Origin of the sequence: Nordella sp. HKS 07, from assembly GCF_011046735.1 — a bacterium.
GTDB lineage: Bacteria > Pseudomonadota > Alphaproteobacteria > Rhizobiales > Aestuariivirgaceae > Taklimakanibacter.
This window is the reverse complement of the sequence record NZ_CP049258.1, coordinates 5,564,827-5,588,104: the sequence shown is the minus strand read 5'-3', so window position 1 is coordinate 5,588,104 and position 23,278 is coordinate 5,564,827. Positions and strand designations below refer to the sequence as shown.

The following is a 23,278-nucleotide window of genomic DNA, read 5'->3' as shown; positions in this document are numbered from 1 at the left end:
CTTCCTATTGGGGTGTTTACCTCAGCCGATGTGTTGATCGGATGATGAAACGCTAATCCCGATAGCTCGGGCTCACTAGTTAAATCGAGGTAATCCTTAAACATTGTGGCCCCGGCGTCACTCGGCTATTTTGCCGGCCCTGGGGAGCTTCAGAGGAGACCATGATGACAGACAAGATACCGGGCTTCGACACTCTTGCCATTCACGCAGGAGCGCAACCCGATCCGGCCACGGGGGCACGCGCAACACCCATCTATCAGACGACGGCCTATGTTTTTGAAGACGTGAAACACGCCGCCGATCTCTTCGCGCTCAGGACCTTCGGCAACATCTATACGCGGATCATGAATCCGACGCAGGCTGTGCTTGAATCGAAGGTCGCGGCGCTCGAGGGTGGCACCGCGGCCCTGGCCGTCGCCTCCGGCCACGCGGCGCAAATGCTGATCTTCCACGCCATGATGCAACCGGGTGACGAGTTCGTCGCCGTCCGCCAGCTCTATGGCGGATCGATCAACCAGTTCAATCATTCCTTCAAGTCCTTCGGCTGGCATGTCGTATGGGCCGATGCGGATAACATGGCATCGATCGAGAAGGCCCTGTCGCCCAAGACCAAGGCAATCTTCATCGAATCGATCGCCAATCCCGGCGGCCTGATCACCGACATCGCCGCGATCGCCAAGATCGCGCAGAAGGCGGGCGTGCCGCTGATCGTCGACAACACCCTGGCGACGCCCTATCTGTGCAAGCCCTTCGACCATGGTGCCAATATCATCGTGCACTCGCTGACAAAGTTCATGGGTGGTCACGGTAATTCGATGGGCGGCGTGATCGTCGACGGCGGCAATTTCGACTGGTCGAAGAGCGGACGCTATCCGCTGCTCACCGAGCCCAACGACTCCTATCACGGCATCAGACTGCACGAGACGTTCGGCAATATTGCCTTCGCGGTCGCGTGCCGGGTGCTGGGTCTGCGCGATCTCGGTCCCGCCATCGCGCCGCTCAATTCCTTCCTCATCCTTACCGGCATGGAGACGTTGTCGCTGCGCATGCGGAAACATTGCGATAATGCTCTCACCGTTGCCAAATGGCTCAGCACCCATCCAAAAGTGTCGTGGGTCAATTATGCGGGCCTCGAGGGCCATAAGCATTATGAGCTCGCCAAAAATACTGCCCCAAGGGGGCGGGCTCGATCTTCACATTCGGCCTGAAGGGCGGCTACGACGCGGGCGTGAAGGCGGTGTCGAGCACCAAGCTGCTGTCGCACCTCGCCAATCTCGGCGACACGCGCTCGCTCATTATCCATCCGGCCTCGACGACGCACAGCCAGCTGTCGCCCGATCAGCTCAAACAGGCGGGCGCAACCCCGGATGTGGTGCGACTGTCCATCGGTATCGAGGATGTCGAGGACATTATCGCTGATCTCGATCAGGCCATCGCCTGATCGATACCGATCTCGCCCGCGTCTTAGAGCCTCTCCCGTTTTGATCGAATCAGTTGATTCGATCAAAACGGGATAAAAAAGGCTCGATTATATATGTCTGGAGCGCTTCCTTGTCGCGAAATTCGAGCAACTTTCGCGGGAAGCGCTCTAGAGCATTTTCATAGTTGATGGCGATAGCCAGCGGCGCGGATATAGTTTTCGCACTCTTTCGGTGTGAAGGTGTTGAGAGTGCGGGCGATAGCCTGGATGAGGGTTTCGAGAGTACGGGCAGCTTCCTTTCGCAGGTGTGATTTGAACTTGGCGATTGCCTGCTCGATGGGGTTGAGATCGGGTGAGTAAGGGGGCAGGTAACGCAGAGCAGCACCGGCGGCTTCGATCGCATCCTTGATGCCGGGAACCTTGTGGCTGGCGAGATTGTCCATGATGACGATGTCGCCGGTTGAGAGTGTGGGCGCAAGGATCTGTTCGACATAGGCGCGGAAGCACTCGCCATCCATCGGACCATCGAAGACGGCAGGTGCGGTGATACCGTCGCATCTGAGAGCGGCGACGAAGGTTATCGTTTTCCAATGTCCCCACGGGACTTTGCACAGCAGGCGCTGTCCGCGGGGAGCGCGGCCATAGCGGCGTGCCATGTTAGTTTGAGCGCCGGTCTCATCGATGAAGACAAGGCGCGCCGCGTTTAGATCGCTCTGAGCCTCGTGCCAGGCTCGGCGCGCTTCGGCGATGTCTTCGCGCTCCTGCTCGGTGGCGCGTTGTGTCTTTTTTTGAGCGGCAGCTTCAACTGCTTGAGAGCATTCCAAAGGCAACCAACACTGACCTCGATACCATGCTCAGCCAGTAAGAAGGTCCGGATCTCCGCTAGCGTGGCATCACAGTTCTCACTCACATGCTGGCGTAGAACTTCATGATGGCCCTTGAGCTTGGGCTGGGGACCACCAGCCCACGGCAGCGCTGTCGTCATTCCGCTGGTCCGACGCCGGATCAGAATCTTATAGACGTAGGACACATCGACATGAAACAGCTCAGCCACCGCGCCGGGCTTCAGCCCGCCGTCAACCGCCGCCAACACGCGATCACGTAAATCCTGGGAATAGGGCTTGCCCATGGGGTCCTCGTGCCGAATCAACCACAAGAACAAGGAATCAGAAAACCCTCCCCCTGAGAATCCCCCAGATTCCATCAATCACGAAAACGCTCTAGCGTGATCAGGAAAAGTGGGTACCGGTTTTCCGTCCGATCACGCGCTAAACTTATGACTTCGATCAAGTTCGTCACTTCAGACCGAACCGGTCTGAAGTGATCGTGATCTAGATAGGCGCGGGCGGATCAGACCGTTACCGGCTGAAAGCGAGTCGCCGGCTGGCGGGACAGAGCTTCGTGCATGGCCCAGATGGTGGCCGCGAAGACGATCATGGCGCCCCCTTGATGCGCCAGCCCGAGATCGAGAGGAACCTGTTTCAGCAGCGCCCAGATACCGAGGCCGATTTGCAGCAGCACCGCAACCAGAACGGCACAGGCTGGCCGGCTGCGGACCCGCCAGGCATAGAGCGCCGCATAGATCGCCACCGCGTAGGCGATGAGCCGGTGATCGAATTGCACCGTCATGGCGTTCTCGAATAAATTGCGCCACCAAGGTTCCATGATCAGGAGGCCCGCGGGGATCCACTGGCCGTCCATGAGCGGCCAGGTGTTGTAGCCCATGCCGGCATCGAGGCCGGCGACGAAGCCGCCGGCGGCGACCTGCAGCAGCACCAGGCCCACCAGACCGAATGCCGCCCAGCCCCATTTGTCTCGCGGCGGCTCGCGGCGCGCATGGCCAACGCCGAGGGCGGTCCAGACGATGGCGCCAAGAATCACCGTGGCGAGAGTCAGATGGGCGGCGAGGCGATGCTGGCTGACATCGACGCGCTCGACCAGACCGGACTTCACCATGTACCAGCCGAGCGCCCCCTGCAGGCCACCGAGCGAGATCAGCACCACGAGTCGCGGCGTCAGGCGCGGCTCAATGCGGCGCGAGAGCCAGAAGAAGAGAAACGGCAGTATCATCACGAGGCCGATGAAGCGGCCGAGAAAGCGATGCGCCCACTCCCACCAGTAGATGAACTTGAACTCGGCGAGCGACATGCCCTTATTGACGAGGGTGTATTCCGGGATCAGCTTGTATTTCTCGAATGCGGCCAGCCAGTCGACCTCGCCGAGCGGCGGAATCGCGCCCAGAAGCGGCTGCCATTCGGTGATCGACAGGCCAGAATCCGTAAGCCGTGTGGCGCCGCCGACAATCACCATGGCGAGAACGAGCGCTGCGGCGATCCACAGCCAGGCGCGAATGTAGGGGCGCGCCTTGAGCTGGCGCTCAGTCAGGACAGTCATGGGAAGCGGGATAGCGCCGCCGCTCTCTATCCTCAAGTCTCCAAACGCCGCAGGACCTTGCGCCGGCGGGCAAGGCCGAATAGGTCATGCCCCATGACCCTCAGGCAGCGCAAATTCATCGGCATGGTCGCGATCGTGGCCTTTCTCATCGTCTATTGCCTCATCGCGATGGCGGTCGGTGGCATGGTGGCGGTGGGTCTGCCGCTGCCGCTCGAAATCGGATTCTTCGTCATTGCCGGCATCGCCTGGTTGCCCGTCGTCATGTTCCTCATCCGCTGGATGTCGCGGCCGATATAGAGCGGAAACCGGTGAGGCGCCCTACAGCGCAAGTTCCCAATATTGCCCGGTCAGCTTGTGGCCGAAGCTTTCATGCGGCTCCTCGCCGACCAATCGGAAACCCGCCTTTTCGTAAATGTGACGCGCGGCGATGAGCCCATCATTCGTCCACAGGGTCAGGCGACGATAGCCCGCCTGGCGCGCAAAGTTCACGGCTTCCTCGACGAGCCGCCGCCCAAGGCCCTCACCGCGCGCATCGGGCTCCACATAAAGTAAGCGCAGCTTAGCAGTCTCGGCATCCACTTGGACGAGGAAGACCGATCCGACGACCCGGCCGCCCTTGTCCGCGACCCTGCAGAACTCGCGGCCCTCTTTGAACTCCCTGATGAACTTCGCCACGATTTCGGCGACCAGCGCCTCGAACTCCGCGTTCCAGCCATATTCCTGGTGGTAGAGAGCGCCGTGGCGATGAACGATCCAGCCGAAATCCCCACAAAGCGGCGGGCGTAGGACGGCCGGGAAGCTGTCCTTCTTATTCTTGCCCAGCATCTCCTCGACAACCGACATAGCGTCGATTAAGCGGTCTCGGCCGGCCGGCGTCAGTGCCTCCAGCAGACGTGTAACCGCGTCGATGCTTCCCGCCTCGAGCGGACGGAAGGCAGCCTCTCCCGCCGCCGTCAAGGCGATGCTGAACTGGCGGCCGTCCTCCGCGAAGCGTTCACGCGCAATGTAACCGGATTTCGCGAAGGCCTTGAGAATACGGCTTAAATAGCCCGGATCCAGACCCAGGACGGTGACCAACTCGCTGGCCGTGGCGACCTTGCGATGGGCGAGTTCGTAGAGGACACGCGCCTCAGTTAGGCCGAAGCCGCTGGCATGCAGATGCTCATCGAGAAGCCCCGTCCATTTCGTGTAGTTGCGGTTGAAGCGCCGCACCGCCGCGACTGCGTCAGTCATGTCGCCGAGCGTGAGGCAGATAGTTGACAATGTCAACTATAATTCAGGCGACTGATACCCGCTTAAAGCCATTCCACAGTGCGAAGGCACTGCCCGACAGAAGCACATCGACATAGCGCAGCTTTTGATAGCCACCATTCAGGGAAAGGCGCGGAAGCGCCGTCAGATGGTCCTTGTGGGCGGGAAAGATCAGTCCTTTGCGGGTGGTCACGGCGGCCGCAAAGCCCGCCTCCCGGATCAGGTCGAAGTCGCGCGGGCCGGCCGAATCCGGATCGCCATAGGGATAGGCGAAGACGTCCGGCACGCGGCCCAATTCGTCGGCAATGCGGCTGCGCGACTGCGTGACCTCGGCCAAGGCTTCGTCCGCCGGCAACTTGGCGATCGCATAGTGATTGACGGTGTGCGCGCCTATCGTGCAGAGCGGATCCGCCGCGATCTGACGCACGTCTTCCCAGGTCATCGCCTCGCTGCGACATTGCGCATCGAGGTCGACACCGTGGTGAGCGCAAAACTGCCGGATCCATTCGCGCTGCCGGTGCTCCGGCATGCTCCTCACCGGCCAGTAGAGGCGCTTGAAGGCCGTCTGCTTGCTGGCATCACTGCGCGTGTCGAGCTCGAAGCCGCTGCCGTCGAGAACGCCTTTGACCTGTGGGGCGCCGGCGATGACAGCCTCGAGGCCGCGCCACCAGAGTTCGCAGGTGCCATCGATGATCTTGGGCGCTACGAAGATCGTGAAGGGGCAGTTGTGGCGCCGGAAGACCGGCCAGGCATGGACGAAGTTGTCCTCATAGCCGTCATCGAGGGTGAACACCGCGAAAGGACGCTCGACCGGTCCCTCGCCTTTCAGACGCGAGGCGGCCTCCGTCAGCGAGACGAGTTGATAACCTTCCTCAACGACATGTCCGATAACCATGTCGAGGAAATGCGGGGTGATCTCCAGGCCGGAATTGGGGGCAAAGCCATGCGCGGCCACTCCGGTCGGGCGAACATGATGCAGCATGAATATTGCACCCATGCCCCCCAGGACCGAACGCAAGGCGCGCGATGCCCCAGAATAATACAGGACATCAAGACTTGTTTTCAGTGCGGCGGACAACGGCATTACCCAACAAACCGGAAGAACCAATAAAATTCGCGTGACTAGACAAGTAACACTCAAAACTTGACGAACTTTTGCTAGCGAGCGTCCTCCAGAGCCGAAGCAAAATTCGTACCGGAGTATCGTTTGAGCATCATGCCCCTCACTCCCCTCTCGGAGAAGGCGCGCTGGGCTTCCGCCCCGCCGCCGGCGAGAGAGGCAATGCTACGTGTCGTAACCGAAATCGAGCGCGACACCGAAATGCTCGCGGCGGAGTGGGTGAACTTTCAAGAACGTGCGGCGGGCACCTTCTTTCAGACCTATCAATGGTGCAGCGCCTGGCTTGAGACCGCCGGCGCTGCCCAGAATGCCACGCCCGTGATCATCGTCGGTCGTGATCCCGCCGGCGATTTGCTGTTCCTCCTGCCCCTCTGCGTGCGCGGTCGCCAGGGCTGTCGCGTGCTCGAATGGATGGGCGGCCAGCAGATGACCTATGGCTACGGTCTCTATGACAAGCGTTTCCTGCGTCATGCCCGATCCTGGTTCGCCACCGAGGGCTGGACCATCCTGGCGAGCCTGACCGAGATTGACGCGATCGATCTCGGGGAAATGCCGGCGGTGTGGGAAGGCCACGAGCATCCACTTGCCGGCTGGTTCTCCATCGCCGGCGCCAACTCCTCCTATGTGCTCAAGCTCGATGGCGGCTTCGCACCTGTCTATGCGCGAAAACGTTCGGGCGAAACACGCCGCGGCAACCGCAAGCGCGACGCCAAGCTGTTCAAGGCGGCGGATATTGAGGTGGGCATACCGCGCGATCGCGAGCATGCCCACAGGCTGATCGAGGAGATGTTCGCGCAACAACGCAGCCGCCTCGCCGAGAGCGGGATTCATGGCGTGTTCAACGCGCATGAGCGGCAATTCGTGCATCGTCTCATCGACCTGCCCGACAACCTGCAGCCCGTGCTCCTGCCCTATTACATGACGGCGGACGGGGAGCTCGAGGCCGTGGCGCTCGGCGGGCTTCACGGTGGCGCCTACTGGGCGCTGATCTCCTCACTCGGCACACCCCGCCTCAGGCGCTATTCGCCCGGCGATGCGCTGTTGCGCCGGACCATCGAAGCCTGCTGCGACATGGATCTCAAATTCCTCGACTTCTCGTCCGGCAGCTTCGACTACAAGCTCGCCTGGGCGGATGAGGAAATTCGTCTCCATCACGCGATACGAGGCCTCACCTTGCGCGGCTATGCGTGGGCACTCGTGCGCTGCGCGCGCCTGGCTACGAAGCGTCTCGTCAAGCGCACCCCATTGCTGTGGGGCACGCTCATCAAGACGCGGCGTATCCTTCTCGGCCATACGCCTGGCGTCTGATCAGCAAAAGCAGCCATCGGTCATCCGGCTAGAGCGCCGGGCGTTCTCATGGAATCGGCCCGGCGCTCTATCTCTTTGATTTTGCGCATCGGCTTATCCGAGAACCGCACGCACTTCTCGGGCCGATGCTGTAAGGTGACCTCAAGCGAATCGTGATGACGTGTCACGCGACGCGGCGGACCGACTGGCCGATCCGCACGAACTGCACGGCCCGCAATCCCGACTGGCGCCAGGATTCGATCGTGCGCGCGGCATCGAGAATGCGCGTGCCCGGCGCCATGAGCAGCGCCGAATGGCATTTGCGGATCACTGTCTGTGCCGAGGCCGATTGGGCGCCGCAATGAACGATGATCACAGGATAGATCTGCGCGAAGGCGTCGATGAGAGCGTCGAAGCGCGCGCCGGTCACCGCGTCGGCAAGCTCACCTGCCCGCGTACCTGCCCGCAATATATGGGCGAGCGAGCCACTGTCGCGCTGAACGGCATTCTCGATCGTCGCCTCGTTCAGCAATATGTCGGACAAGCCCACGCCGGCCTCGATGCCGCAAATCGTGTGTATGGAGGGCCGCCGCTCGTCGACATCGATCACCAAAGCGCCGACACCTTGGGCCGCGACGATACGGGCCAAGGCAACGGCGGCGGTGGCGCCATCGGGTCCGTCCTCGCCGATCGCCGTGACGGCGAGCTTCTGCACACCCAGCGACTGGCGGGCGTTGTTGAGCCAGGAAACGATCCGCCCGGCGGCCACTGCATAAGCGCCAGAGGGGTCTTGCAAGGGCTGGCTGGCATGCGCCACGGCCCTAGTCAGATCGGGCGTCTCTGGAATTTCGCTGAGGATCGCCTGATTGCCGGGAGGCGCCATACCGCCAGTCGACAAGTGGGGCGGCACAGGCGGGGGCGGCATTTGCTGACGCGGCGGCGCCGGAAGCGTGGCCGCCACCTCCACGGTGGGCGCGGGCAATATTCCAGGGGCTTCAAGGGAAGGCTCGCGCATTGCGGGAGCAGACGCGACGGTGCCGCCCGCCAACTTGAGCACTTCGGCCAGGAAGGCCAGGCCGATGGCCAGCGTCAAGCCGGCAAGCGTCGCCAATATGATCGTCGGTCCCTTCAAAGGGTAGCTCGGATTGGCGGGAGGAACGGCGCGCTGGATGACGCGGGCGAAGCCCGGCTGAGCGGCGACTTCCTGACGGGCGCTCGCATCGGCATAACGGTTCAGGAAGGATTCGAGCAGGCTGCGATTGGCGGCGGCGTCGCGCTCGAGAGCGCGCAGCTTCACGTCATCGAGATTGCTTGTCGAGGCCTTCGCTTTCGCGGCATTGAGGTTGGCGCGCAGCGATGCTTCGCGGGTCGCCGCGACCCGCGCCTGATCCTCGAGCCCGGCAACGATCTTCAGGACCTCGGTGCGAATCTGCTGATCGACATTGGCAATCTCGTTGCGCAATGCGACCATCTTCGGATGGCTCGGCAGATAGGTGACGGAAAGTTCCGCCATGCTCCGCTGCAAGGTGATCTGCTGCTCGCGCAATCTTTGAATGAAAGGCGAGTTCAGGACATCGGCGGAGACCTCGACCGAACCGCTGCTGTCGAGAAGCTCGCGAATGGCCTTCGCCTTGGTCTGTGCCTCAGTGCGCGCCGCCTGCGCCTGGGTGATCTGACTGTTGAGCTCCGACAACTCCTGGGTTCCAAGCGTCGCCTGGGTTCCTTTCAGCAATCCCGCCTGGGCGCGGAATTCCTCGGCCGCGGCCTCTGAATCGGCAACCTTCTTGCGCAGAATGTCAATTTGCTCAGCCAGCCAGGCGCGGGCCCGCCCGGTCGGTTCCGACTGCGCCTCCCGGGTCGAGACGACATAGGTTTCCGCCAGCTTGTTGGCGACATCCGCGGCGACCTGGGGATCGAGCGCGGAGTATTTGACAATGATGATCTTGGACTCGGGGATCTGATAGACGTTGAGCTGCGAGTCGTAGCGATCATATGCCCGATCCTCCAACGACTTCTTGAGCGGATCGTCCTTGAAGCCGAGTGCGATCAAGATCTGGCCGATCTTGCCGACGCCGTTGCGGGCCGGATCGAACTCGCCCTTGCCGGCAAGGCTGAGTTCCTTGATGACGCGGTCGCCCAGATCGCGCGATTTCAAAACCGAAACCTGACTCAATATGTCGCGATCGTCGAAGGCCGGGCGCGTTTCCGATCCCTCCCCGGGCTGAGCCCGGCTGAAGGGGGTTTCGAGATTGTCCACCAGGAGCTGAGCTTCGACCGCGTAGCTCGGCTTGTCACGCAGCACAAAGAACGCCGCCGCCGCCGCGAAAAGCACAGTGATGAGGAGGATCATCCATTTGCGCCGCCACAGACCGCGCAGAAGATCCATCATGTCGACCGACGACGCGTTCATTCCGGCTTGCTCGAGCTCATTCATCCGCGGAGTTATGCTTAATAAAGGGTTGCCAGGGCGTCACCATGCCCCGCCTGTGGTAAGTATTTTCTTAACATGGCCGAAGTGTTGCGCGATCATTCTCACGCTTAAGCGATTGCTAACCATAAATGCCTATCGTCGGCCTCCTCGCCGCTCCGCCAAATCGGATCGGCGTCGTCATGGAGTGCTCTCACAGTGCGTATGCGTGTCTTCGTCCTCATGGCCTTGCCATTCTTGCTTTCCGCCTGCGCGGAAACCTGGGAAGCTAACCCGCCGACCGCCGCAACCGGCGGCATGGGCGTGATGGCGGACGGGAATGTCGCGCAGGGCCCGGGTGCCGTGGCCAGCGTGACGGAACTTCCCTCGCGCACCCGGGAAGGCATTCAGCCGCCCTATGGCGCCCAGGGATCCGCCGCGGCCTATGAATATGACACAGGCTATCGCATCGGCGCCGGCGACAAGTTGACCATACGGGTCGCAGGCGAAGCTGACCTCACCAATGACTATCTCGTCGACGGTTCCGGCAATATTTCGATGCCCTATATCAAGACGACCTATGTCGGCGGCATGTCGGCACCCGAGGCGGAGAAACTCATCGCCAAGCGGCTGCGCAGCGGGTATCTGCGCAATCCCAATGTCTCCGTCCAGGTCACGACCCTGCGCCCCTTCTTCATCATGGGCGAAGTTTCCACGGCCGGCAGCTTTCCCTATCAGCCGGGCATGACGGTGCAGAATGCGGTGGCGATCGCCGGCGGCTACACGCCACGCGCCAATCAAGGGCCCGTGCTCATCACGCGCAAGAACGTCAACGGCACGCAGACCTACAAGGCGCCCGTCACCACGCAAGTATATCCGGGCGACATCGTTTTTGTTCGCGAGCGCTGGTTCTGAGCCGGCGGCGGACTTATCCCATGCGTAGCCTGCAAGTCTTTCGCACCCCGGTCGGCGGCCTCTTCCGTCATGTTCGAGATCTCGCGCGCGGTTTGACGGCGCTCGATCATGAGATCGGCATCGTCTGCGATTCCAGCACCGGCGGCCCGGCGGCGGAACAGGCGCTCGCGGCTCTCGCCCCCTACTGCCGCCTCGGCATCCACCGGCTGCCGATCGGCCGCATGCCGGGCCTCGCCGATGTCGAAGCGGCTTCCGCGATCGCGCGCATAGCCGCCAGGGTCAGGCCGGAGATTCTGCATGGCCACGGCGCCAAGGGCGGCGTCTATGCGAGGCTGGCCGGCGCGCGCCTCAAGATCCCTTCGCTCTACACCCCGCATGGCGGCAGCCTCCACTACGCCTGGTCGTCGCCACGCGGCGCCCTGTTCCTCGGCGCGGAGAAGCTGATGCTGAGGCGCGGCTCCGGCCTCCTCTTCGTCTGCGACTATGAAAGGCGCGTCTTCGAAGAGAAAATCGGACTCGGCGGTCTGCCCTGGCGCGTCGTCCATAACGGCCTGTGGCCGGAGGAATTCGCCGCCGTGCCGCTCGCGCCTGAGGCGCGCGATCTGGTCTTTCTCGGCGAGATGCGCCAGCTCAAAGGGGTGAGCGACCTTCTCGAGGCGCTGAGTCTGCTCAGCGACTGGCGACAGGTAAGCGCCACGCTGGTCGGCGACGGACCGGAGCGGCCGGAATTCGAGGCGTTGGCGCAGCGGCTCGGACTCATCGAGCGGGTCCGTTTCACAGGCGCGCTACCGGCCCGCGAGGCTTTCGGTCTCGGCCAGGTGCTGGTCATGCCGTCGCGGGCGGAATCGCTTCCCTATGTCATCCTCGAGGCGGTAGCCGCGGGAAAGCCGCTCATCGCCACGGATGTGGGCGGCATTCCGGAAATATTGCCGGCGGAAATACTCTCACCGCCGTCTGATCCGGAAAGTCCTGGCGGCGGCCATCAGGAAGAGCCTCTCTCACGGAGAGGAACACATGAGGCAAGCCCGCGCTCTCGCCGATGCGGCCAGAACCCGGTTCTCGGCCGAGGCCATGTGCGGCAAGATCGCCGATTTCTATAGGGAAACACGGACCGGGTCGGCGCGTTAAGCTCCCATTAAGCACGCTCCTTCATTTTCATTAACGCCAGGGTCCGCCAGCGCGGACCTCGAAGTTGCTCACCCGGCGGTTCAGGGAAAACAACCTGTCGCAACTTGAATCCAACTGTGATGCGCAAGGAAGACTTTTTCCAGCACGAGCGTGCCGCTGGCGGTCTTCTAGCCAAGCTCGGCGTCGATGCCGACATGCCGCTTCCTGCCGAAATTCTCGAGGCTCCCCTCATCCATGCGCCGCTTGACACTCTCGAGAGGTTGCACCGGCGAGTCGAGCACGACCTTCATGATATCGAGAACTGGTCGACCGCCTCCGATCTCTATATTCTGTTCCGCACGCTCACCTCGCTGCTTTAGACGGAGAAAGCCTATTGACCGACGCCGCTGCACAATCTCCCCTTGACGCCCCACGAAGGATGCTGGGCAGCCTCGAGACTTGGCGCAAGGTGGTGCTGTGGCTGCTGGTTGCATCGATGTGGCTCGTCGTGATCGAGCCAGCTCCCTACGAGCTGATCTTCGTGCTGGCTTTCCTCCTGTTCCTGCCCGCAGGCGGCCTCAAGGTGCCGCTCGTCTCGCTGCCCCTCGTCTTCTTTCTCGTTCTCTATAATCTGGGCGGCGCGGTCGGGCTCGAAGGCGCGCTCGACGACAAGATCTCCGTCTGGTTCACCATCATCTCATACTATATGGCCGTGACTGGCCTATTCTTCTGCTTCCTGGTGACGAGCGACACCAATGCGCGCATGGAGATCATTCGCAGCGGCTACATCACGGCCGGCGTCATCGGCTCGCTCATCGGCATCCTCACCTATTTCGACGTCGGCGGCACGGCGGCAGCATGGGCGCCGATGGGCCGCGCGCAGGGCACATTCAAGGATCCCAATGTCTTCGCTCCTTTCCTCGTGCCGCCCTTCGTCTTTCTGGCCCAGGATATTTTGCTCAGGAGGAGCCGGCGCCCGATTCTCGCCTTCATCGCGATACTCATCATCGCGCTGGCGCTCTTCCTCGCCTTCTCGCGCGGCGCCTGGGTCAATCTGGTCGGCTCGGGCATATTGCTCGTCGTCCTTACCCTCCTGCTCGCGCCGAGCCGCGCCTTGCGCAACCGGGTCATCTTCCTGTCGGCGAGCGGCGCCCTGGCCTTGGCCGTCGCAGGCGTCGTTGCGCTGCAGGTTCCGCAGATCAGGACCATCTTCGAAATTCGCGCCAGCCTCAGTCAATCCTACGATGTCGGCGAGACCGGGCGCTTCGGCTCGCAGATCGCCAGCCTACCGCGCGTACTGACCCAGCCCGGCGGCATGAATCCCAGGCACTTCCGCTACATCTACGGGCAGGACCCGCATAACGTCTATCTCAACGCCTTCGCTTCCTATGGGTGGCTCGGCGGCTTCGCCTTCTTCGCGCTGGTCATCATGACAATCTGGGCGGGCTGGCGCGCGATTAGGACCCCAACGCCCTGGCAGCACCACGCCATCGCCATCTATGCCCCGCTCGTCGCCGTCGTCCTGCAGGGCGTGCAGATCGACATCGATCACTGGCGGCATTTCTACCTGCTGCTCGGCTGCATGTGGGGGTTATTCGCCGCGACGATCGCTTATGAGGTCCAGCAGCGGAGAGGGCCTGCGAGCGCCATCGGCCAAAAGTCATACTCTTGATTACCGCCGCATTCGGCTGCGCGGAAAACTCAATCTCTGACGCAGCTTGCGACCGGAAGTCCATCATATGCGGCAAATACGCCACAGCATCGCAGGGTCAATCACCCTTTGGCAAAATGCGCCGCAAGGCTGTTCACGGACGGATTTTCGATAAGTTCCTCGACCTCGACTTCCCTCCCGATCCGCTCCTCAAGTCCGACGCAGAGGTCGACGACCTTCATGCTGTCGATCCCCAGGCCCGCCAGTTCGATATCCAATATCCGCGTCCCGAGGAGTTCCCTCATCTGCTTCTCATCGATGAGCTCGAGATTCTGCAGAACACTCAGGACCATGCCTCTGGCTTCGTCGGCCGTCATCATTGGACTTCTACCTCAACCAATTTATGCAAAATGATAAAATGAGACGGCATGAGCTGATAGTTGGCCATGCGGGCCCTCAGATCGAGCGCGTCGAAGTCCCGTTTGAAACTCTCCCAGATGCGCAGCGACAGCTGCTTGCCGACGCATGAATGCATGCCGGCCCCAAAGATGAACTTGCTATGCTCGGCAGCCCGTGAATAGCCGAAAGATTGCAGCTGCAGACGGATCAGATCGCCTGCCTTGAAGGCGCAGCCATCCATGTCGAAGTCTGCCTTTGCGCGCCTGAACGTCACTGGGACGCCGGTTTCGATCGGGAAGATCGGCAGGCGCGTGCCTGCCGATCCGACCGGATCGTCGCGTAGCGCCGCAACAATGCCCTCGGTCAGCATCATCGCGAGCGAATCGAGGCCGAAGACCAGGCAAGTGAATTTCCAGGCGATATCGTCGTCATTCGGGGTGGTTTCGCGCAGGAAAGCGAGCGTCTTTGCAATGCGGCCTTCGAGATTCTTCAAGCGCGCGAGATTCGTATTGAAAGACAGGATGTCGCCGACATGCATTGACAGGAATTCCGGCGGCAAATCACACTGGAGGAAGACCGAAAACACACGATGGATGAAGGGATCGACGACTTCGGACACGAGATCCACGTGTCCCTTTCTGCCCAGCGGAGCAAGGCAGGCTTTTGAGAGGTCGGCCAGCTCCGCGTCCAACTCCGACAGGCGGGCGGCCAGGAATGTGGCAAAGCCCTTGCGCGCCGCGGGATGTGCCTCATCGGCAACAAGAAGGGGCAACACGCCGCAGGCATAGGCCACGTTCGGGAGCTCGGTACCGTAATTCTCTCGAATGGCCTTGAGAACGTCGGTCAGGCTCGAAACCACCGCCAAGGGACTGCGGAATATTCGAAGGATAACTTCCGGGTCGGTAACAACCCAAGCGCGCAACAGATCATTCTCGAGCCAAATACGCGGTGACAGTTGGGCAAACACGGCATGCCGGTCGTCCGCCGAATGAAGCTGATAGGATTTCACGGCCCTCACGCGGCAGAGCGCGGCTCGCGCGCGGCGCGCCACTCCTGCGCAAGCATCCCCAGGACCAGAAGATCGCTGCGCTCGCCCGTCTCGGCGTCACGCAGATGCCCGACCAGTCGCGCCTCTTTGCGCCAGTTCTTGCCTCCGAGCATCAGCCACAGCATCGGACGGTTCTGCGGGCGCACATTCGCCTTGGCCTTGGCATAATCGAGCTTGTTGAAAAGATACTCATAGATGGGATCGGACGTCTCGGCCGTGAGGTCCTTGCCGCGCCATGCCGCGTCGCTGATCAAATGCGAGATCGTGAAGACTCCGATGCGCGGCTGCAGATGCAGGCTGTAGAAGCCAATCGGATATTCCTGCTGGCGCGGCACGATAGCCAGAAGGACCTTGTCCGGCTTGCCGGCAAAGAAGGCAGCCTGCTCCGCGAGGCTCCACTGCCTTCGCTTCGTGTTGAGCATCTCCGCCGCCAGATCGTCATCTGCCCATGAAAACAGCCTCTCACTCGCATCGGCTTTAGTCAGCCGGCGAAGGATGAAGTTTCGTGATTCAAGCGTGAGCGATGACGGAGGTAAGCCGGCCATGGATGAAAACCACTATCCGCGAGGCTCTCTACTATCTGGCTTTGCGGGCTTCGTCAAAACCGCACAGGCATTGCGGGTCATATGTTTTCTACGCCACGAGACAAAAAAGAGGAAGGAAACCCGTAGGTTTCCTTCCCCCTGTTACGTCCTCAGCTTCGCTTAAGGGAGTTCGTTGGCAATGGCATTCGAGATGCCCAGTATACCTGACGTCAGCACATTCGGAAGCTTTTCGTTGAAGGTGCTGGTGTTGTCCACCACACCGGTGCGCTGACGATCGATCAGCGAGCCATCCTGGCCGAAGTAGAACTTCAAGCCGGCATAGACCTGCGTGTCGTCGATATCGACGTTGAAGTCTTCGTTGTCGACATCAAGCGAACGCTCCGCATAACGCAAGCCGCCGAAGATCGACAGGCCCTGGTCCCAGACCAGATATTCGGCTTCGCCGGTGATCGCCCAGCCATCGAGGGTGACATCTTGATTTGTGAGCCCGTTCGGGACATCGAGATCGGAGAAGAGCATATCACCGCGGAGCATCAGCGACAGGTCCGGGGTGGCATAGAAGCGGCCATAGGCAGCCAGCTCGAAACCATCCTGATCGATATCGAACGGGCCAATATCGATGACTTCACCGTTGAAGTAGTGCACCGAGGCACCAAAGGTGAAATTCTCCATGAAGTATTCACCGAAAAGGCCGACGCGGAACGTGTCGGAGTCCTTGCCCAGAACGTCCTGATTGATCCAGGAGGCGCTGACACCGGCAGCGGCAAGGGATGGATCACGCCAGAACAGCGCGCCACCGAAATGCGAATTGTCGGCATCGACATCATCCTTGCCGGCGCTCAAGTTGCCGATATCGGCATCACCCGAGTGATTGTAATAGGCGAAATCGGCCTGGGCGTTGAAGCCACCGCAGGTCACAAGGCCGCCAGCCTCGCCGAAGGGCGTGTTGTAGTCTACATCGCCATCGATGCCCGGGCCGCCAAAGTCGAAGTCGGCGCTCTGCCAGTCATACATATAGCCGATGCCGACGGCGCCGGAGAGCGTGCAGCCCTGATCGACCACGTCCGCCGCCTGGGCCGATGAAACGGCTCCCGCTACGAGCAACCCGAGCGCGGCAACGCTTGCCGAGAGTTTCAACTTACTGGTCATTTCTGTTTATCCCCAAACCGATATTGATAATTTCAAGCGCCCCTGCGGCACCCGAGATACATCACTACCGGTCGATCGTTCAACGTCATGAGGGGATATTGTGACGAGTAATTTCTCACCGTTGCAGGAAGGCCACAGTGCAGATCGATGAGGCGCATCCGAAAGTTGTAGCTTCTGAGCGAATCGCAATCTTCGATGTTAGACGTCAGCCAATTCGCAACCTTAAGACGAGAGCAGCTTGCCGAACTGAACCACATCAAGCCGTCCCTGCCCTGACACCGCGGGATTCTCCTGGCGCAGAACGCCCTCCTTGAGCCACCCGCTCTGCTCGAAATGGAGAATCGCCGGCCTGTAGGTCTCGACGATCTTGGCGACGGCCTTTTCCAACCCGAATCGTCCCGCCAGATAGTTCAGCAGCACCGGGTCCGTTTCCCGCAACACATTGGCCAGGTCGTAGCGACGTTGATCGACCAGAACATCGATCGTCACGTTTCGATGCTCCACATTGATTTCGGTTTCGTAGAGGCCGACATGAACGCCGTCCTTGCGTTCGTAGATCCCCACGACGGCACGCTTTTGCTGTTGCTGGGAGATGAGGTAGCGCTGCAGGTCCGCTCGCGTGAGCTTGACGACACGGGCATTAATCTGGCCCATCAGTTCCCGGTCACCCGTCCAGCGCAGCCAGTCGTCGCTCACCGTGTCGGGAGTGATCGGCGTGAGGCGGAAGCGCTTGCTGAGGATTTCCGGGAGATTCGACATAAGGCGACCATTGGCAGCAATGGCGGCCAGTTTAGCCGCATGGGGAAGCAGGCTGGTCGGAGCGACAGGATTCGAACCTGCGACCCCTACCCCCCCAGAGTAGTGCGCTACCGGGCTGCGCTACGCTCCGACGGGCGCCGATATAACACCGGGCTTCGGTAAGTAAAAGCGTTATTCTGTTCGGACTTCCGGGGGTTATGCACAGGTCCGCGCACTCTCCCGCAAGGGAAGCGCGTGTCAATCGTCGGCGCCGAGGAGTTTGCGGGCGGCCCCCAGTTCGGAAAGCGCGAGCCTGAGCGATTGTACTTGGGAGTCGCTCATGCGCGGCTCGGCCGGGGCCGCGGGTGCCGGCGCATCGGCGCCGCCGCGCGCGAAAGGCGCCAGGCCGAGCGGCGGCGCCTGGCGCTTGATGCGCGGCGCCTGCAAGGCGCGGCCGGGAGCCGGAACGCCGTCGAGTTCCAGGTCGCGCGCATCGCGCTTGCGGGCCGCCGTTTCGCCGCGGCCAATGCTCGAGACATGCTGCAGGCCCTCCTCGCGCAGGATGCGCTGGACGCCGCGGATCGTATAGCCTTCGCCATAGAGAAGTGCGCGTATGCCCTTGAGCAGGTCGACGTCGCTTGGACGGTAAAAGCGGCGCCCGCCGCCGCGCTTCATGGGCTTGATCTGGCCGAACCGGGTTTCCCAGAAACGCAGCACGTGCTGGGGAACATCGAGTTCCTCAGCCACTTCGCTGATCGTCCGAAATGCCTCTGGCGCCTTATCCAACAACATCATCGTCCTCAGAGCTTTCCCAGCCCAGCCGGTGTTTCGTCCAGCCGGGAGAAAGGCTCGATAGCCCCAAACCGGAGCGCTCCCTCCGCACCAGGATCCGCCAATCCCGACGGGAAGCGCACTAGCCGTGCAGTCGGGCGCCCGACTCGCTAGTCTTCCGCACCACCTTCTACACCGTTAATCTGATTCTTCATAACCTGACTTGGACGGAAGACCAGGACCCGCCTCGGCGTGATTGGCACTTCTTCGCCCGTTTTCGGGTTCCGGCCGATGCGGCCGGTCTTGCTGCGCACCATGAATGTCCCGAAGGACGACAGTTTCACGGTCTCGCCCGTAATCAGCGTATCGGTGATGATGTCCAGAACTGATTTGACGAGATCAGCGGACTCTGTTCTCGACAGGCCAACATTGCGATGCACGGCTTCGCTCAGGTCGGCGCGCGTGAGTGTCTTACCAGCCATCTGTTTCCCCTGCTTGCCCGAGGGCCAGGGTAAAATGGATGAACACCGGGGTCAATAAAAAACTGCGTGTGAACTCAATAGCTTAGGGTTTTAACCGAAAGTCTTACCAACGGACGAGAACGGCTCCCCAGGTAAAGCCGCCCCCCATCGCCTCCATGAGCACCAGATCGCCGCGCTTGACGCGCCCGTCCCTGACCGCCGTGTCGAGCGCCAGCGGAATGGAAGCGGCGGATGTGTTGCCATGCTTGTCCAGGGTCATGACAACACGCTCCTCGGTGACGCCGAGTTTCCGCGCCGTGCCCTCGAGAATGCGCCGATTGGCCTGATGCGGCACGAACCAGTCGATGTCTTTAGGCTCGAGCCCCGCATCCTTGATCGTATCGGCCATCACCGTCGCGATATTGACGACGGCATGCTTGAATACCTCGCGGCCTTCCATGCGCAGATGCCCGACGGTCATGGTCGAGGACACGCCGCCATCGACATACAGCTTGTCGCGATAGCGACCATCGGAACGCAAGCGCGCGGCGAGAATGCCGCGATCCTCATTCGTCCCCTTGCCCTCGGCGGCGCGCAAGACAACGGCCGCGGCGCCATCGCCGAACAGCACACAAGTGGTGCGATCGGTCCAATCGAGGATGCGTGAATAGGTTTCAGCGCCGATTACAAGCGCACAGCTTCCCTGCCCGGCCTTCAGCAGACTGTCGGCCACGGTCAATCCGTAGACAAAACCCGAGCACACCGCCTGCACGTCGAAGGCCGATCCCTTCTCGATGCCGAGCGCCGCCTGCACCTTCACGGCCGTCGCCGGAAAAGTGTTGTCCGGCGTCGTCGTCGCCACGATGATCAGATCGATCTCATCGGCGGAAACGCCCGAGCGCGCGAGCGCGTCGCGCGCCGCATTGATGGCGAGATCGCCGGTCGTTTCCTTCTCGGCGGCGATACGCCGCTCGCGGATTCCGGTGCGCTCGACAATCCATTCGTCGCTGGTGTCGACCATGCGCGCCAGATCCGCATTGCTCATGATGCGGGCCGGAAGATAGGAGCCCACTCCCTCGATCACCGAACGAAGCTGCACTCCAGACCTCATTGCCATCATGCGTTGACCGCAGCGCGCGGCGCGAACGCATCCATATGCTTGTTGATTTCGGCGACATCGCTCGCGATCTTGGCGACGAGGCCGTTGCGGATCATTTCGATGGCAACATCAACAGCCGTCGCGAAGCCCAGAGCGTCGGTCCCGCCATGCGATTTCACCACGATACCGTTGAGGCCGAGAAAGACCCCGCCATTGTGCTTGCGCGGGTCCATGCGCTCGCGCAGGGTCGCGAAGGCGCCAGTCGCCAGAAGGGCGCCGAGCCGCGACAGGAGCGTGCGGGTGAGCGCCAGCTTCAGATAGGTTGAAAGCTGCTTGGCGGTGCCTTCCGCCGTCTTGAGCGCGATATTGCCGGTGAAGCCCTCGGTCACCACGACATCGACCGTGCCCTTGCCGATATCGTCGCCCTCGATGAACCCCTTATATTCGAGCGGCAGGCCCAGATCGCGCAGAATCCGGCCCGCCTCTTTCACCTCTTCGAGGCCCTTGACCTCTTCGACACCGATATTGAGCAGACCGACAGTCGGCCGATCGACGCCCAGAAGCGAGCGTGCCATGGCCTCGCCCATGAGCGCGAACTCGACAAGCTGGCGGGCATCGGCGCCGATCGTCGCGCCGACATCGAGAACGACGCTCTCGCCGCGCAAGGTCGGCCAGATGGCGGCAATGGCCGGGCGCTCTATGCCGGGTATGGTTTTCAGCACGAAGCGCGCCATCGCCATGAGGGCGCCTGTATTGCCGGCCGACACGACACCCTGCGCCTCGCCCGCCCGGACCGCGTCGATCGACATCCACATGCTGGATTTGCCGCGGCCACGCCGTAGCGCCTGGCTCGGCTTGTCGTCCATGGCGACCGCGATCTCGCAATGACGGACTTCACTCCGGCCCTTGAGGCGGGGATATTTCGCCAGAATTGCCTCCAGCCGCGGGCCATCGCCGAACAGCAGGAAGCGCAGTTCCGGATGCCGGACGCTGGCGAGTTCGGCCCCAGGCAGTACCATGTCGGGGCCCGCATCGCCGCCCATGGCGTCAAGCGCAATCGTCATTTTGCCTGTCATGAATACTCGGGGACCTTCGGTTTGCGCCTATTTAAGACAATCTAGCATGGGCGGGCGGACAATAGCCGCTGTCCCTGCCGAAACAACCGAAAAATCAGCCTTTCCCCTCCTTGAGCCGACTGAGCCCCGCGAATGGGTTGCGGCTCGCGGCGGCCCCGGACGCTTCCGATTCGGGCTCCAGCCGGTCTGCGAAAGTCACGCCCGGCTTCTTCGGATAGGGGTCGAGGGCGAGCGCCATGGCCTCGGCCACCACCTCGCCCATGTCGATGATCCCGTTCTCGAAAGGCTCGGCATCGCCTTCCTCGATCGCCGCCTCGTCCGATCCGGACGCGGCCTTCGCAGGCAGGAAATAAGTTTCGAACCGGTCCTCCAGGGTCGAGCGGAATGATTCGAGGCTGACCACACAAATCTGGTCGATATCGGCCCTAAGATGGCCCTTGAACTTGAGCCCTTCGCCGCGCCAGCGCGAGATCTTGAGCTCGGCCGTAAGCCCGTGGATGGCCGGCAGCCCGAATCGGGCCGCGAGCGCCACGCATTCCTGCGGTTCCGCGGCAATTCTCTCTGTATAGCCCTGTGGCGGAACCCGGGTGACGTCAAGGGGGCGGGAAAATTCGAGCTGAGGAGTCTGCATCAAGGCCTTAAGGTTCCGGAAAGTCCAACTGACCTGATAAGATGGGCTCAATCGGGCGTTCTTGCAAATGGCGGAGGACGGCCAGCGCGTAGGCGGCCAGATGCCGGACCCCCTCTGCCGTCCCTGTCCCGGCGAAGACGTTGCGCCCCAGGGCCTCGGCGAGGCCTGCCTGATCCCCGGCCTGAAGCAGAGGCCGGTAGACCTGAGCGCGGCCGTAAAAGATCTCAGCCATGCGGCGGACCTTCTTCCCCACCGACAGATCGCCCACCCCCATTTCCCGCAGTGAACGGTCCATGTCGGCGAAAACCTCGTCGGTCAGCCCCTGGGCGAAGGCCTGGGCGGACGGCCCGGCGGAACCCAGCCTGTCGAGCACCAGCACGGCATGGAGGATGATCATGTCATAACGGCCGTCCACGCTATCCGGCACCCCCCATTCGGCATAGGGTTTCGCATGCCGCGCGGCAGCCACAATTGAGCCGTAGACCGCTCGCACGGAATTGCGGGACGCCTTGCGCTTGAAAAGGGATAAAATCATCGTTAACGGCTCCCAAGCTATTCCCGCTCTATAATCGGGAAGATCACCCTTTGTTTGAACGCTGCCGGAAAGACATGCGCCGCATTCTCGCCTTCTCAAGCCGTCTTCTGCTCCCCGCCGCAATGGCCCTCACCGTCGCAGCCTGTTCGTCCAATATTGCGCATCGTGGCTATCTCGCTAAACCGGGCGCCTTCGGCCAGGTGCGCGAGGGCATGCCCAAATCCGAGGTCGAAGGCATTTTGGGCTCGCCCTCAACTACGGCGAGCATGAATTTCCAGGGCGACAGCTATTACTATATTTCGAGCACCACCGAGCAGACGGCTTTCCTCAACCCTACGGAAGTCGAACGTCAGGTGATCGCCATCCGCTTCGACAAGAATGATCAGGTCGCGAGTCTCGGCCAATATGGCCTCGAAGACGGCAAGATCATCGACATCAATTCGCGCACCACGCCCACCAAAGGCCGCGAGCTGACGATGCTGCAGCAGCTGTTCGGCAATATTGGCAAGCCCGGCCCCGGCGGCACCATCGTTCCGGGCCGCACGCCCGGCAGCACCGGTCCCGGCAAGAACCCGGGAATGTAAGCGCCGACGGCGCGCGACTTATTTCATCGTGATTTGCCGTCGGGCGCGTAACGGCGCTCGAGTTTGCGCACGAAATAGGCGGCGATCAGGCTGACGCTCAGCAGGATCACCGCCACCGCCGTATAGGGCTCGTTGTAGCGATAGTTGAGACCGGCGACGTTGTTGGCCGCGCCGAATACGTCGACGACCGTGATTGCGGCGAGCAGCGGCGTCTCCTTGAACAGCCCGATGAGGAAATTGCCGAGCGGCGGAATCATCGGTGGCAGAGCCTGCGGCAGGATCACCCTCAGCCACAGCGGCACCGGCTTGAGACCGAGCGACCTCGCCGCTTCCCATTGGCCATCCGGCACGGCATCGATCCCGGCGCGATAGACCTCGGCGATATAGGCGCCGATATGAAGGCCGAGGCAGAGAATGCCGGTGAACAAAGCCGGGAAGCGGATGCCGTAGGACGGCAGCACATAGAAGGCGAAGTAAAGCTGAACCAGGAGCGGCGTGCAGCGCATGAAGGCGATGTAGCCGTCACAGAAGAGCCGCAGCGGTTTGATGCCCGAGCGCCGGCCGAGCGCCAGGAGCAGGCCGACGATGAGGGCGAGCGCGAAACCGCCGAAGGTCGCCTGGAGCGTGACCACGAGGCCGCGCATCAGATCGGGCAGGATGCGGAGGAGGAATTCAAAGCTGAACATGTGA

Annotated in this window: 24 protein-coding genes, 1 tRNA gene and 1 pseudogene; 8 read left to right on the top strand and 18 right to left on the bottom strand. The window is 61.7% G+C overall.

Annotation, left to right across the window (positions count from 1 at the left end; translation table 11 throughout):
* Nucleotides 1–164 precede the first annotated feature (164 nt).
* Nucleotides 165–1,441: pseudogene (locus G5V57_RS26295) on the top strand (O-acetylhomoserine aminocarboxypropyltransferase).
* A 158-nt stretch (nucleotides 1,442–1,599) separates the two neighbouring features.
* Here G5V57_RS26295 and G5V57_RS26290 read toward each other — a convergent pair.
* Both G5V57_RS26290 and G5V57_RS26285 read right to left on the bottom strand, forming a co-directional pair.
* Nucleotides 1,600–2,549 (bottom strand): IS630 family transposase gene (locus G5V57_RS26290; RefSeq protein WP_165174269.1). Its coding sequence is split into 2 segments (ribosomal slippage): nucleotides 1,600–2,213 and nucleotides 2,213–2,549, totalling 951 coding nucleotides; the frame shifts between segments, so codons are not numbered across the junction.
* A 221-nt stretch (nucleotides 2,550–2,770) separates the two neighbouring features.
* Nucleotides 2,771–3,814: a COX15/CtaA family protein gene (locus G5V57_RS26285; RefSeq protein WP_165170932.1), complete on the bottom strand. Its 1,044-nt coding sequence runs from the start codon at nucleotides 3,812–3,814 to the stop codon at nucleotides 2,771–2,773.
* Between the two features lie 93 nt (nucleotides 3,815–3,907).
* Between G5V57_RS26285 and G5V57_RS26280 the strand changes: the two genes are divergently transcribed.
* The gene (locus G5V57_RS26280) at nucleotides 3,908–4,111 is read left to right on the top strand and encodes a DUF2842 domain-containing protein (RefSeq protein ID WP_165170930.1); all 204 of its coding nucleotides are present in this window, start codon (nucleotides 3,908–3,910) and stop codon (nucleotides 4,109–4,111) included.
* Nucleotides 4,112–4,132: 21 nt separating this feature from the next.
* Here G5V57_RS26280 and G5V57_RS26275 read toward each other — a convergent pair whose 3' ends face one another.
* Together G5V57_RS26275 and G5V57_RS26270 are read right to left on the bottom strand one after the other, a co-directional pair.
* Nucleotides 4,133–5,047: a helix-turn-helix domain-containing GNAT family N-acetyltransferase gene (locus G5V57_RS26275; RefSeq protein ID WP_165170928.1), complete on the bottom strand. Its 915-nt coding sequence runs from the start codon at nucleotides 5,045–5,047 to the stop codon at nucleotides 4,133–4,135.
* 43 nt (nucleotides 5,048–5,090) lie between these two features.
* Entirely contained in the window at nucleotides 5,091–6,047 is a 957-nt protein-coding gene (locus G5V57_RS26270) for a polysaccharide deacetylase family protein (RefSeq protein ID WP_165170926.1), read from the bottom strand.
* A 300-nt stretch (nucleotides 6,048–6,347) separates the two neighbouring features.
* On the opposite strand from G5V57_RS26270, the gene G5V57_RS26265 reads away from it, so the two are divergent.
* The gene (locus tag G5V57_RS26265) at nucleotides 6,348–7,493 is read left to right on the top strand and encodes a GNAT family N-acetyltransferase (protein ID WP_165170915.1); all 1,146 of its coding nucleotides are present in this window, start codon (nucleotides 6,348–6,350) and stop codon (nucleotides 7,491–7,493) included.
* A 163-nt stretch (nucleotides 7,494–7,656) separates the two neighbouring features.
* Here G5V57_RS26265 and G5V57_RS26260 read toward each other — a convergent pair whose 3' ends face one another.
* Entirely contained in the window at nucleotides 7,657–9,882 is a 2,226-nt protein-coding gene (locus G5V57_RS26260; protein ID WP_165170913.1) for an exopolysaccharide transport family protein, read from the bottom strand.
* A gap of 222 nt (nucleotides 9,883–10,104) precedes the next feature.
* Here G5V57_RS26260 and G5V57_RS26255 point away from each other — a divergent pair, with 222 nt between their 5' ends.
* The 4 genes from G5V57_RS26255 (at nucleotide 10,105) to G5V57_RS26240 (ending at nucleotide 13,573) form a co-directional block, all read left to right on the top strand.
* Nucleotides 10,105–10,794 carry a polysaccharide biosynthesis/export family protein gene (locus G5V57_RS26255; RefSeq protein WP_246737729.1) on the top strand — a complete coding sequence of 230 codons (690 nt, stop codon included), beginning with the start codon at nucleotides 10,105–10,107 and terminating at the stop codon, nucleotides 10,792–10,794.
* Between the two features lie 20 nt (nucleotides 10,795–10,814).
* Complete coding sequence (locus G5V57_RS26250) at nucleotides 10,815–11,894, top strand: glycosyltransferase family 4 protein (protein ID WP_165170909.1); 1,080 nt, start codon at nucleotides 10,815–10,817, stop codon at nucleotides 11,892–11,894.
* Nucleotides 11,895–12,041: 147 nt separating this feature from the next.
* Nucleotides 12,042–12,281 (top strand): hypothetical protein, encoded by a 240-nt coding sequence (locus G5V57_RS26245; protein ID WP_165170907.1) that lies wholly within the window; start codon nucleotides 12,042–12,044, stop codon nucleotides 12,279–12,281.
* A 59-nt stretch (nucleotides 12,282–12,340) separates the two neighbouring features.
* Complete coding sequence (locus tag G5V57_RS26240) at nucleotides 12,341–13,573, top strand: O-antigen ligase (RefSeq protein WP_165170905.1); 1,233 nt, start codon at nucleotides 12,341–12,343, stop codon at nucleotides 13,571–13,573.
* A 101-nt stretch (nucleotides 13,574–13,674) separates the two neighbouring features.
* On the opposite strand, the gene G5V57_RS26235 is transcribed toward G5V57_RS26240, so the two are convergent.
* The 12 genes from G5V57_RS26235 to G5V57_RS26180 all read right to left on the bottom strand — a co-directional run bounded on the left by G5V57_RS26235 (nucleotide 13,675) and on the right by G5V57_RS26180 (nucleotide 22,004).
* A complete protein-coding gene (locus tag G5V57_RS26235) occupies nucleotides 13,675–13,932 on the bottom strand; it encodes an acyl carrier protein (RefSeq protein WP_165170903.1) in 258 nt (85 codons plus the stop codon).
* Complete coding sequence (locus G5V57_RS26230) at nucleotides 13,929–14,960, bottom strand: hypothetical protein (protein ID WP_165170901.1); 1,032 nt, start codon at nucleotides 14,958–14,960, stop codon at nucleotides 13,929–13,931. The genes G5V57_RS26235 and G5V57_RS26230 overlap by 4 nt, the downstream gene beginning before the upstream one ends.
* Before the next feature lie 5 nt (nucleotides 14,961–14,965).
* Nucleotides 14,966–15,544: a GNAT family N-acetyltransferase gene (locus G5V57_RS26225; RefSeq protein ID WP_165170899.1), complete on the bottom strand. Its 579-nt coding sequence runs from the start codon at nucleotides 15,542–15,544 to the stop codon at nucleotides 14,966–14,968.
* 159 nt (nucleotides 15,545–15,703) lie between these two features.
* Nucleotides 15,704–16,693, bottom strand: coding sequence for a hypothetical protein (locus tag G5V57_RS26220; RefSeq protein WP_165170897.1), 990 nt, complete (start codon nucleotides 16,691–16,693; stop codon nucleotides 15,704–15,706).
* Between the two features lie 222 nt (nucleotides 16,694–16,915).
* Entirely contained in the window at nucleotides 16,916–17,452 is a 537-nt protein-coding gene (locus G5V57_RS26215; RefSeq protein WP_165170895.1) for a hypothetical protein, read from the bottom strand.
* A 53-nt stretch (nucleotides 17,453–17,505) separates the two neighbouring features.
* Nucleotides 17,506–17,582, bottom strand: a tRNA-Pro gene (locus G5V57_RS26210).
* A gap of 107 nt (nucleotides 17,583–17,689) precedes the next feature.
* Nucleotides 17,690–18,217, bottom strand: a complete 528-nt coding sequence (locus tag G5V57_RS26205; RefSeq protein WP_165174268.1) for a MerR family transcriptional regulator — start codon at nucleotides 18,215–18,217, stop codon at nucleotides 17,690–17,692.
* A 155-nt stretch (nucleotides 18,218–18,372) separates the two neighbouring features.
* The gene (locus tag G5V57_RS26200; RefSeq protein WP_165170893.1) at nucleotides 18,373–18,684 is read right to left on the bottom strand and encodes an integration host factor subunit alpha; all 312 of its coding nucleotides are present in this window, start codon (nucleotides 18,682–18,684) and stop codon (nucleotides 18,373–18,375) included.
* A 103-nt stretch (nucleotides 18,685–18,787) separates the two neighbouring features.
* Nucleotides 18,788–19,762, bottom strand: a complete 975-nt coding sequence (locus tag G5V57_RS26195; RefSeq protein ID WP_256378602.1) for a beta-ketoacyl-ACP synthase III — start codon at nucleotides 19,760–19,762, stop codon at nucleotides 18,788–18,790.
* 17 nt (nucleotides 19,763–19,779) lie between these two features.
* The gene (gene plsX, locus G5V57_RS26190) at nucleotides 19,780–20,838 is read right to left on the bottom strand and encodes a phosphate acyltransferase PlsX (protein WP_165170889.1); all 1,059 of its coding nucleotides are present in this window, start codon (nucleotides 20,836–20,838) and stop codon (nucleotides 19,780–19,782) included.
* A gap of 94 nt (nucleotides 20,839–20,932) precedes the next feature.
* The gene (locus G5V57_RS26185; RefSeq protein ID WP_165170887.1) at nucleotides 20,933–21,469 is read right to left on the bottom strand and encodes a DUF177 domain-containing protein; all 537 of its coding nucleotides are present in this window, start codon (nucleotides 21,467–21,469) and stop codon (nucleotides 20,933–20,935) included.
* A gap of 7 nt (nucleotides 21,470–21,476) precedes the next feature.
* Nucleotides 21,477–22,004, bottom strand: a complete 528-nt coding sequence (locus tag G5V57_RS26180) for a ubiquinol-cytochrome C chaperone family protein (protein ID WP_165170885.1) — start codon at nucleotides 22,002–22,004, stop codon at nucleotides 21,477–21,479.
* A gap of 74 nt (nucleotides 22,005–22,078) precedes the next feature.
* Between G5V57_RS26180 and G5V57_RS26175 the strand changes: the two genes are divergently transcribed.
* The gene (locus tag G5V57_RS26175) at nucleotides 22,079–22,588 is read left to right on the top strand and encodes an outer membrane protein assembly factor BamE (RefSeq protein ID WP_165170884.1); all 510 of its coding nucleotides are present in this window, start codon (nucleotides 22,079–22,081) and stop codon (nucleotides 22,586–22,588) included.
* A 23-nt stretch (nucleotides 22,589–22,611) separates the two neighbouring features.
* Here G5V57_RS26175 and ehuD read toward each other — a convergent pair whose 3' ends face one another.
* Nucleotides 22,612–23,274, bottom strand: a complete 663-nt coding sequence (gene ehuD, locus G5V57_RS26170; RefSeq protein ID WP_165170883.1) for an ectoine/hydroxyectoine ABC transporter permease subunit EhuD — start codon at nucleotides 23,272–23,274, stop codon at nucleotides 22,612–22,614.
* Nucleotides 23,275–23,278: the final 4 nt, after the last annotated feature.

Excerpts from the sequence above, each read along its gene's own strand:
- G5V57_RS26285 (WP_165170932.1), bottom strand. The coding sequence starts at position 3,814 with ATGACTGTCCTGACTGAGCGCCAGCTCAAGGCGCGCCCCTACATTCGC.
- G5V57_RS26280 (WP_165170930.1), top strand. The coding sequence starts at position 3,908 with ATGACCCTCAGGCAGCGCAAATTCATCGGCATGGTCGCGATCGTGGCC.
- G5V57_RS26275 (WP_165170928.1), bottom strand. The coding sequence starts at position 5,047 with ATGACTGACGCAGTCGCGGCGGTGCGGCGCTTCAACCGCAACTACACG.
- G5V57_RS26270 (WP_165170926.1), bottom strand. The coding sequence starts at position 6,047 with ATGCTGCATCATGTTCGCCCGACCGGAGTGGCCGCGCATGGCTTTGCC.
- G5V57_RS26265 (WP_165170915.1), top strand. The coding sequence starts at position 6,348 with ATGCTACGTGTCGTAACCGAAATCGAGCGCGACACCGAAATGCTCGCG.
- G5V57_RS26260 (WP_165170913.1), bottom strand. The coding sequence starts at position 9,882 with ATGAACGCGTCGTCGGTCGACATGATGGATCTTCTGCGCGGTCTGTGG.
- G5V57_RS26255 (WP_246737729.1), top strand. The coding sequence starts at position 10,105 with ATGCGTGTCTTCGTCCTCATGGCCTTGCCATTCTTGCTTTCCGCCTGC.
- G5V57_RS26250 (WP_165170909.1), top strand. The coding sequence starts at position 10,815 with ATGCGTAGCCTGCAAGTCTTTCGCACCCCGGTCGGCGGCCTCTTCCGT.
- G5V57_RS26245 (WP_165170907.1), top strand. The coding sequence starts at position 12,042 with ATGCGCAAGGAAGACTTTTTCCAGCACGAGCGTGCCGCTGGCGGTCTT.
- G5V57_RS26240 (WP_165170905.1), top strand. The coding sequence starts at position 12,341 with ATGCTGGGCAGCCTCGAGACTTGGCGCAAGGTGGTGCTGTGGCTGCTG.
- G5V57_RS26235 (WP_165170903.1), bottom strand. The coding sequence starts at position 13,932 with ATGATGACGGCCGACGAAGCCAGAGGCATGGTCCTGAGTGTTCTGCAG.
- G5V57_RS26225 (WP_165170899.1), bottom strand. The coding sequence starts at position 15,544 with ATGGCCGGCTTACCTCCGTCATCGCTCACGCTTGAATCACGAAACTTC.
- G5V57_RS26220 (WP_165170897.1), bottom strand. The coding sequence starts at position 16,693 with ATGACCAGTAAGTTGAAACTCTCGGCAAGCGTTGCCGCGCTCGGGTTG.
- G5V57_RS26215 (WP_165170895.1), bottom strand. The coding sequence starts at position 17,452 with ATGTCGAATCTCCCGGAAATCCTCAGCAAGCGCTTCCGCCTCACGCCG.
- G5V57_RS26200 (WP_165170893.1), bottom strand. The coding sequence starts at position 18,684 with ATGGCTGGTAAGACACTCACGCGCGCCGACCTGAGCGAAGCCGTGCAT.
- plsX (WP_165170889.1), bottom strand. The coding sequence starts at position 20,838 with ATGACAGGCAAAATGACGATTGCGCTTGACGCCATGGGCGGCGATGCG.
- G5V57_RS26185 (WP_165170887.1), bottom strand. The coding sequence starts at position 21,469 with ATGCAGACTCCTCAGCTCGAATTTTCCCGCCCCCTTGACGTCACCCGG.
- G5V57_RS26180 (WP_165170885.1), bottom strand. The coding sequence starts at position 22,004 with ATGATTTTATCCCTTTTCAAGCGCAAGGCGTCCCGCAATTCCGTGCGA.
- G5V57_RS26175 (WP_165170884.1), top strand. The coding sequence starts at position 22,079 with ATGCGCCGCATTCTCGCCTTCTCAAGCCGTCTTCTGCTCCCCGCCGCA.
- ehuD (WP_165170883.1), bottom strand. The coding sequence starts at position 23,274 with ATGTTCAGCTTTGAATTCCTCCTCCGCATCCTGCCCGATCTGATGCGC.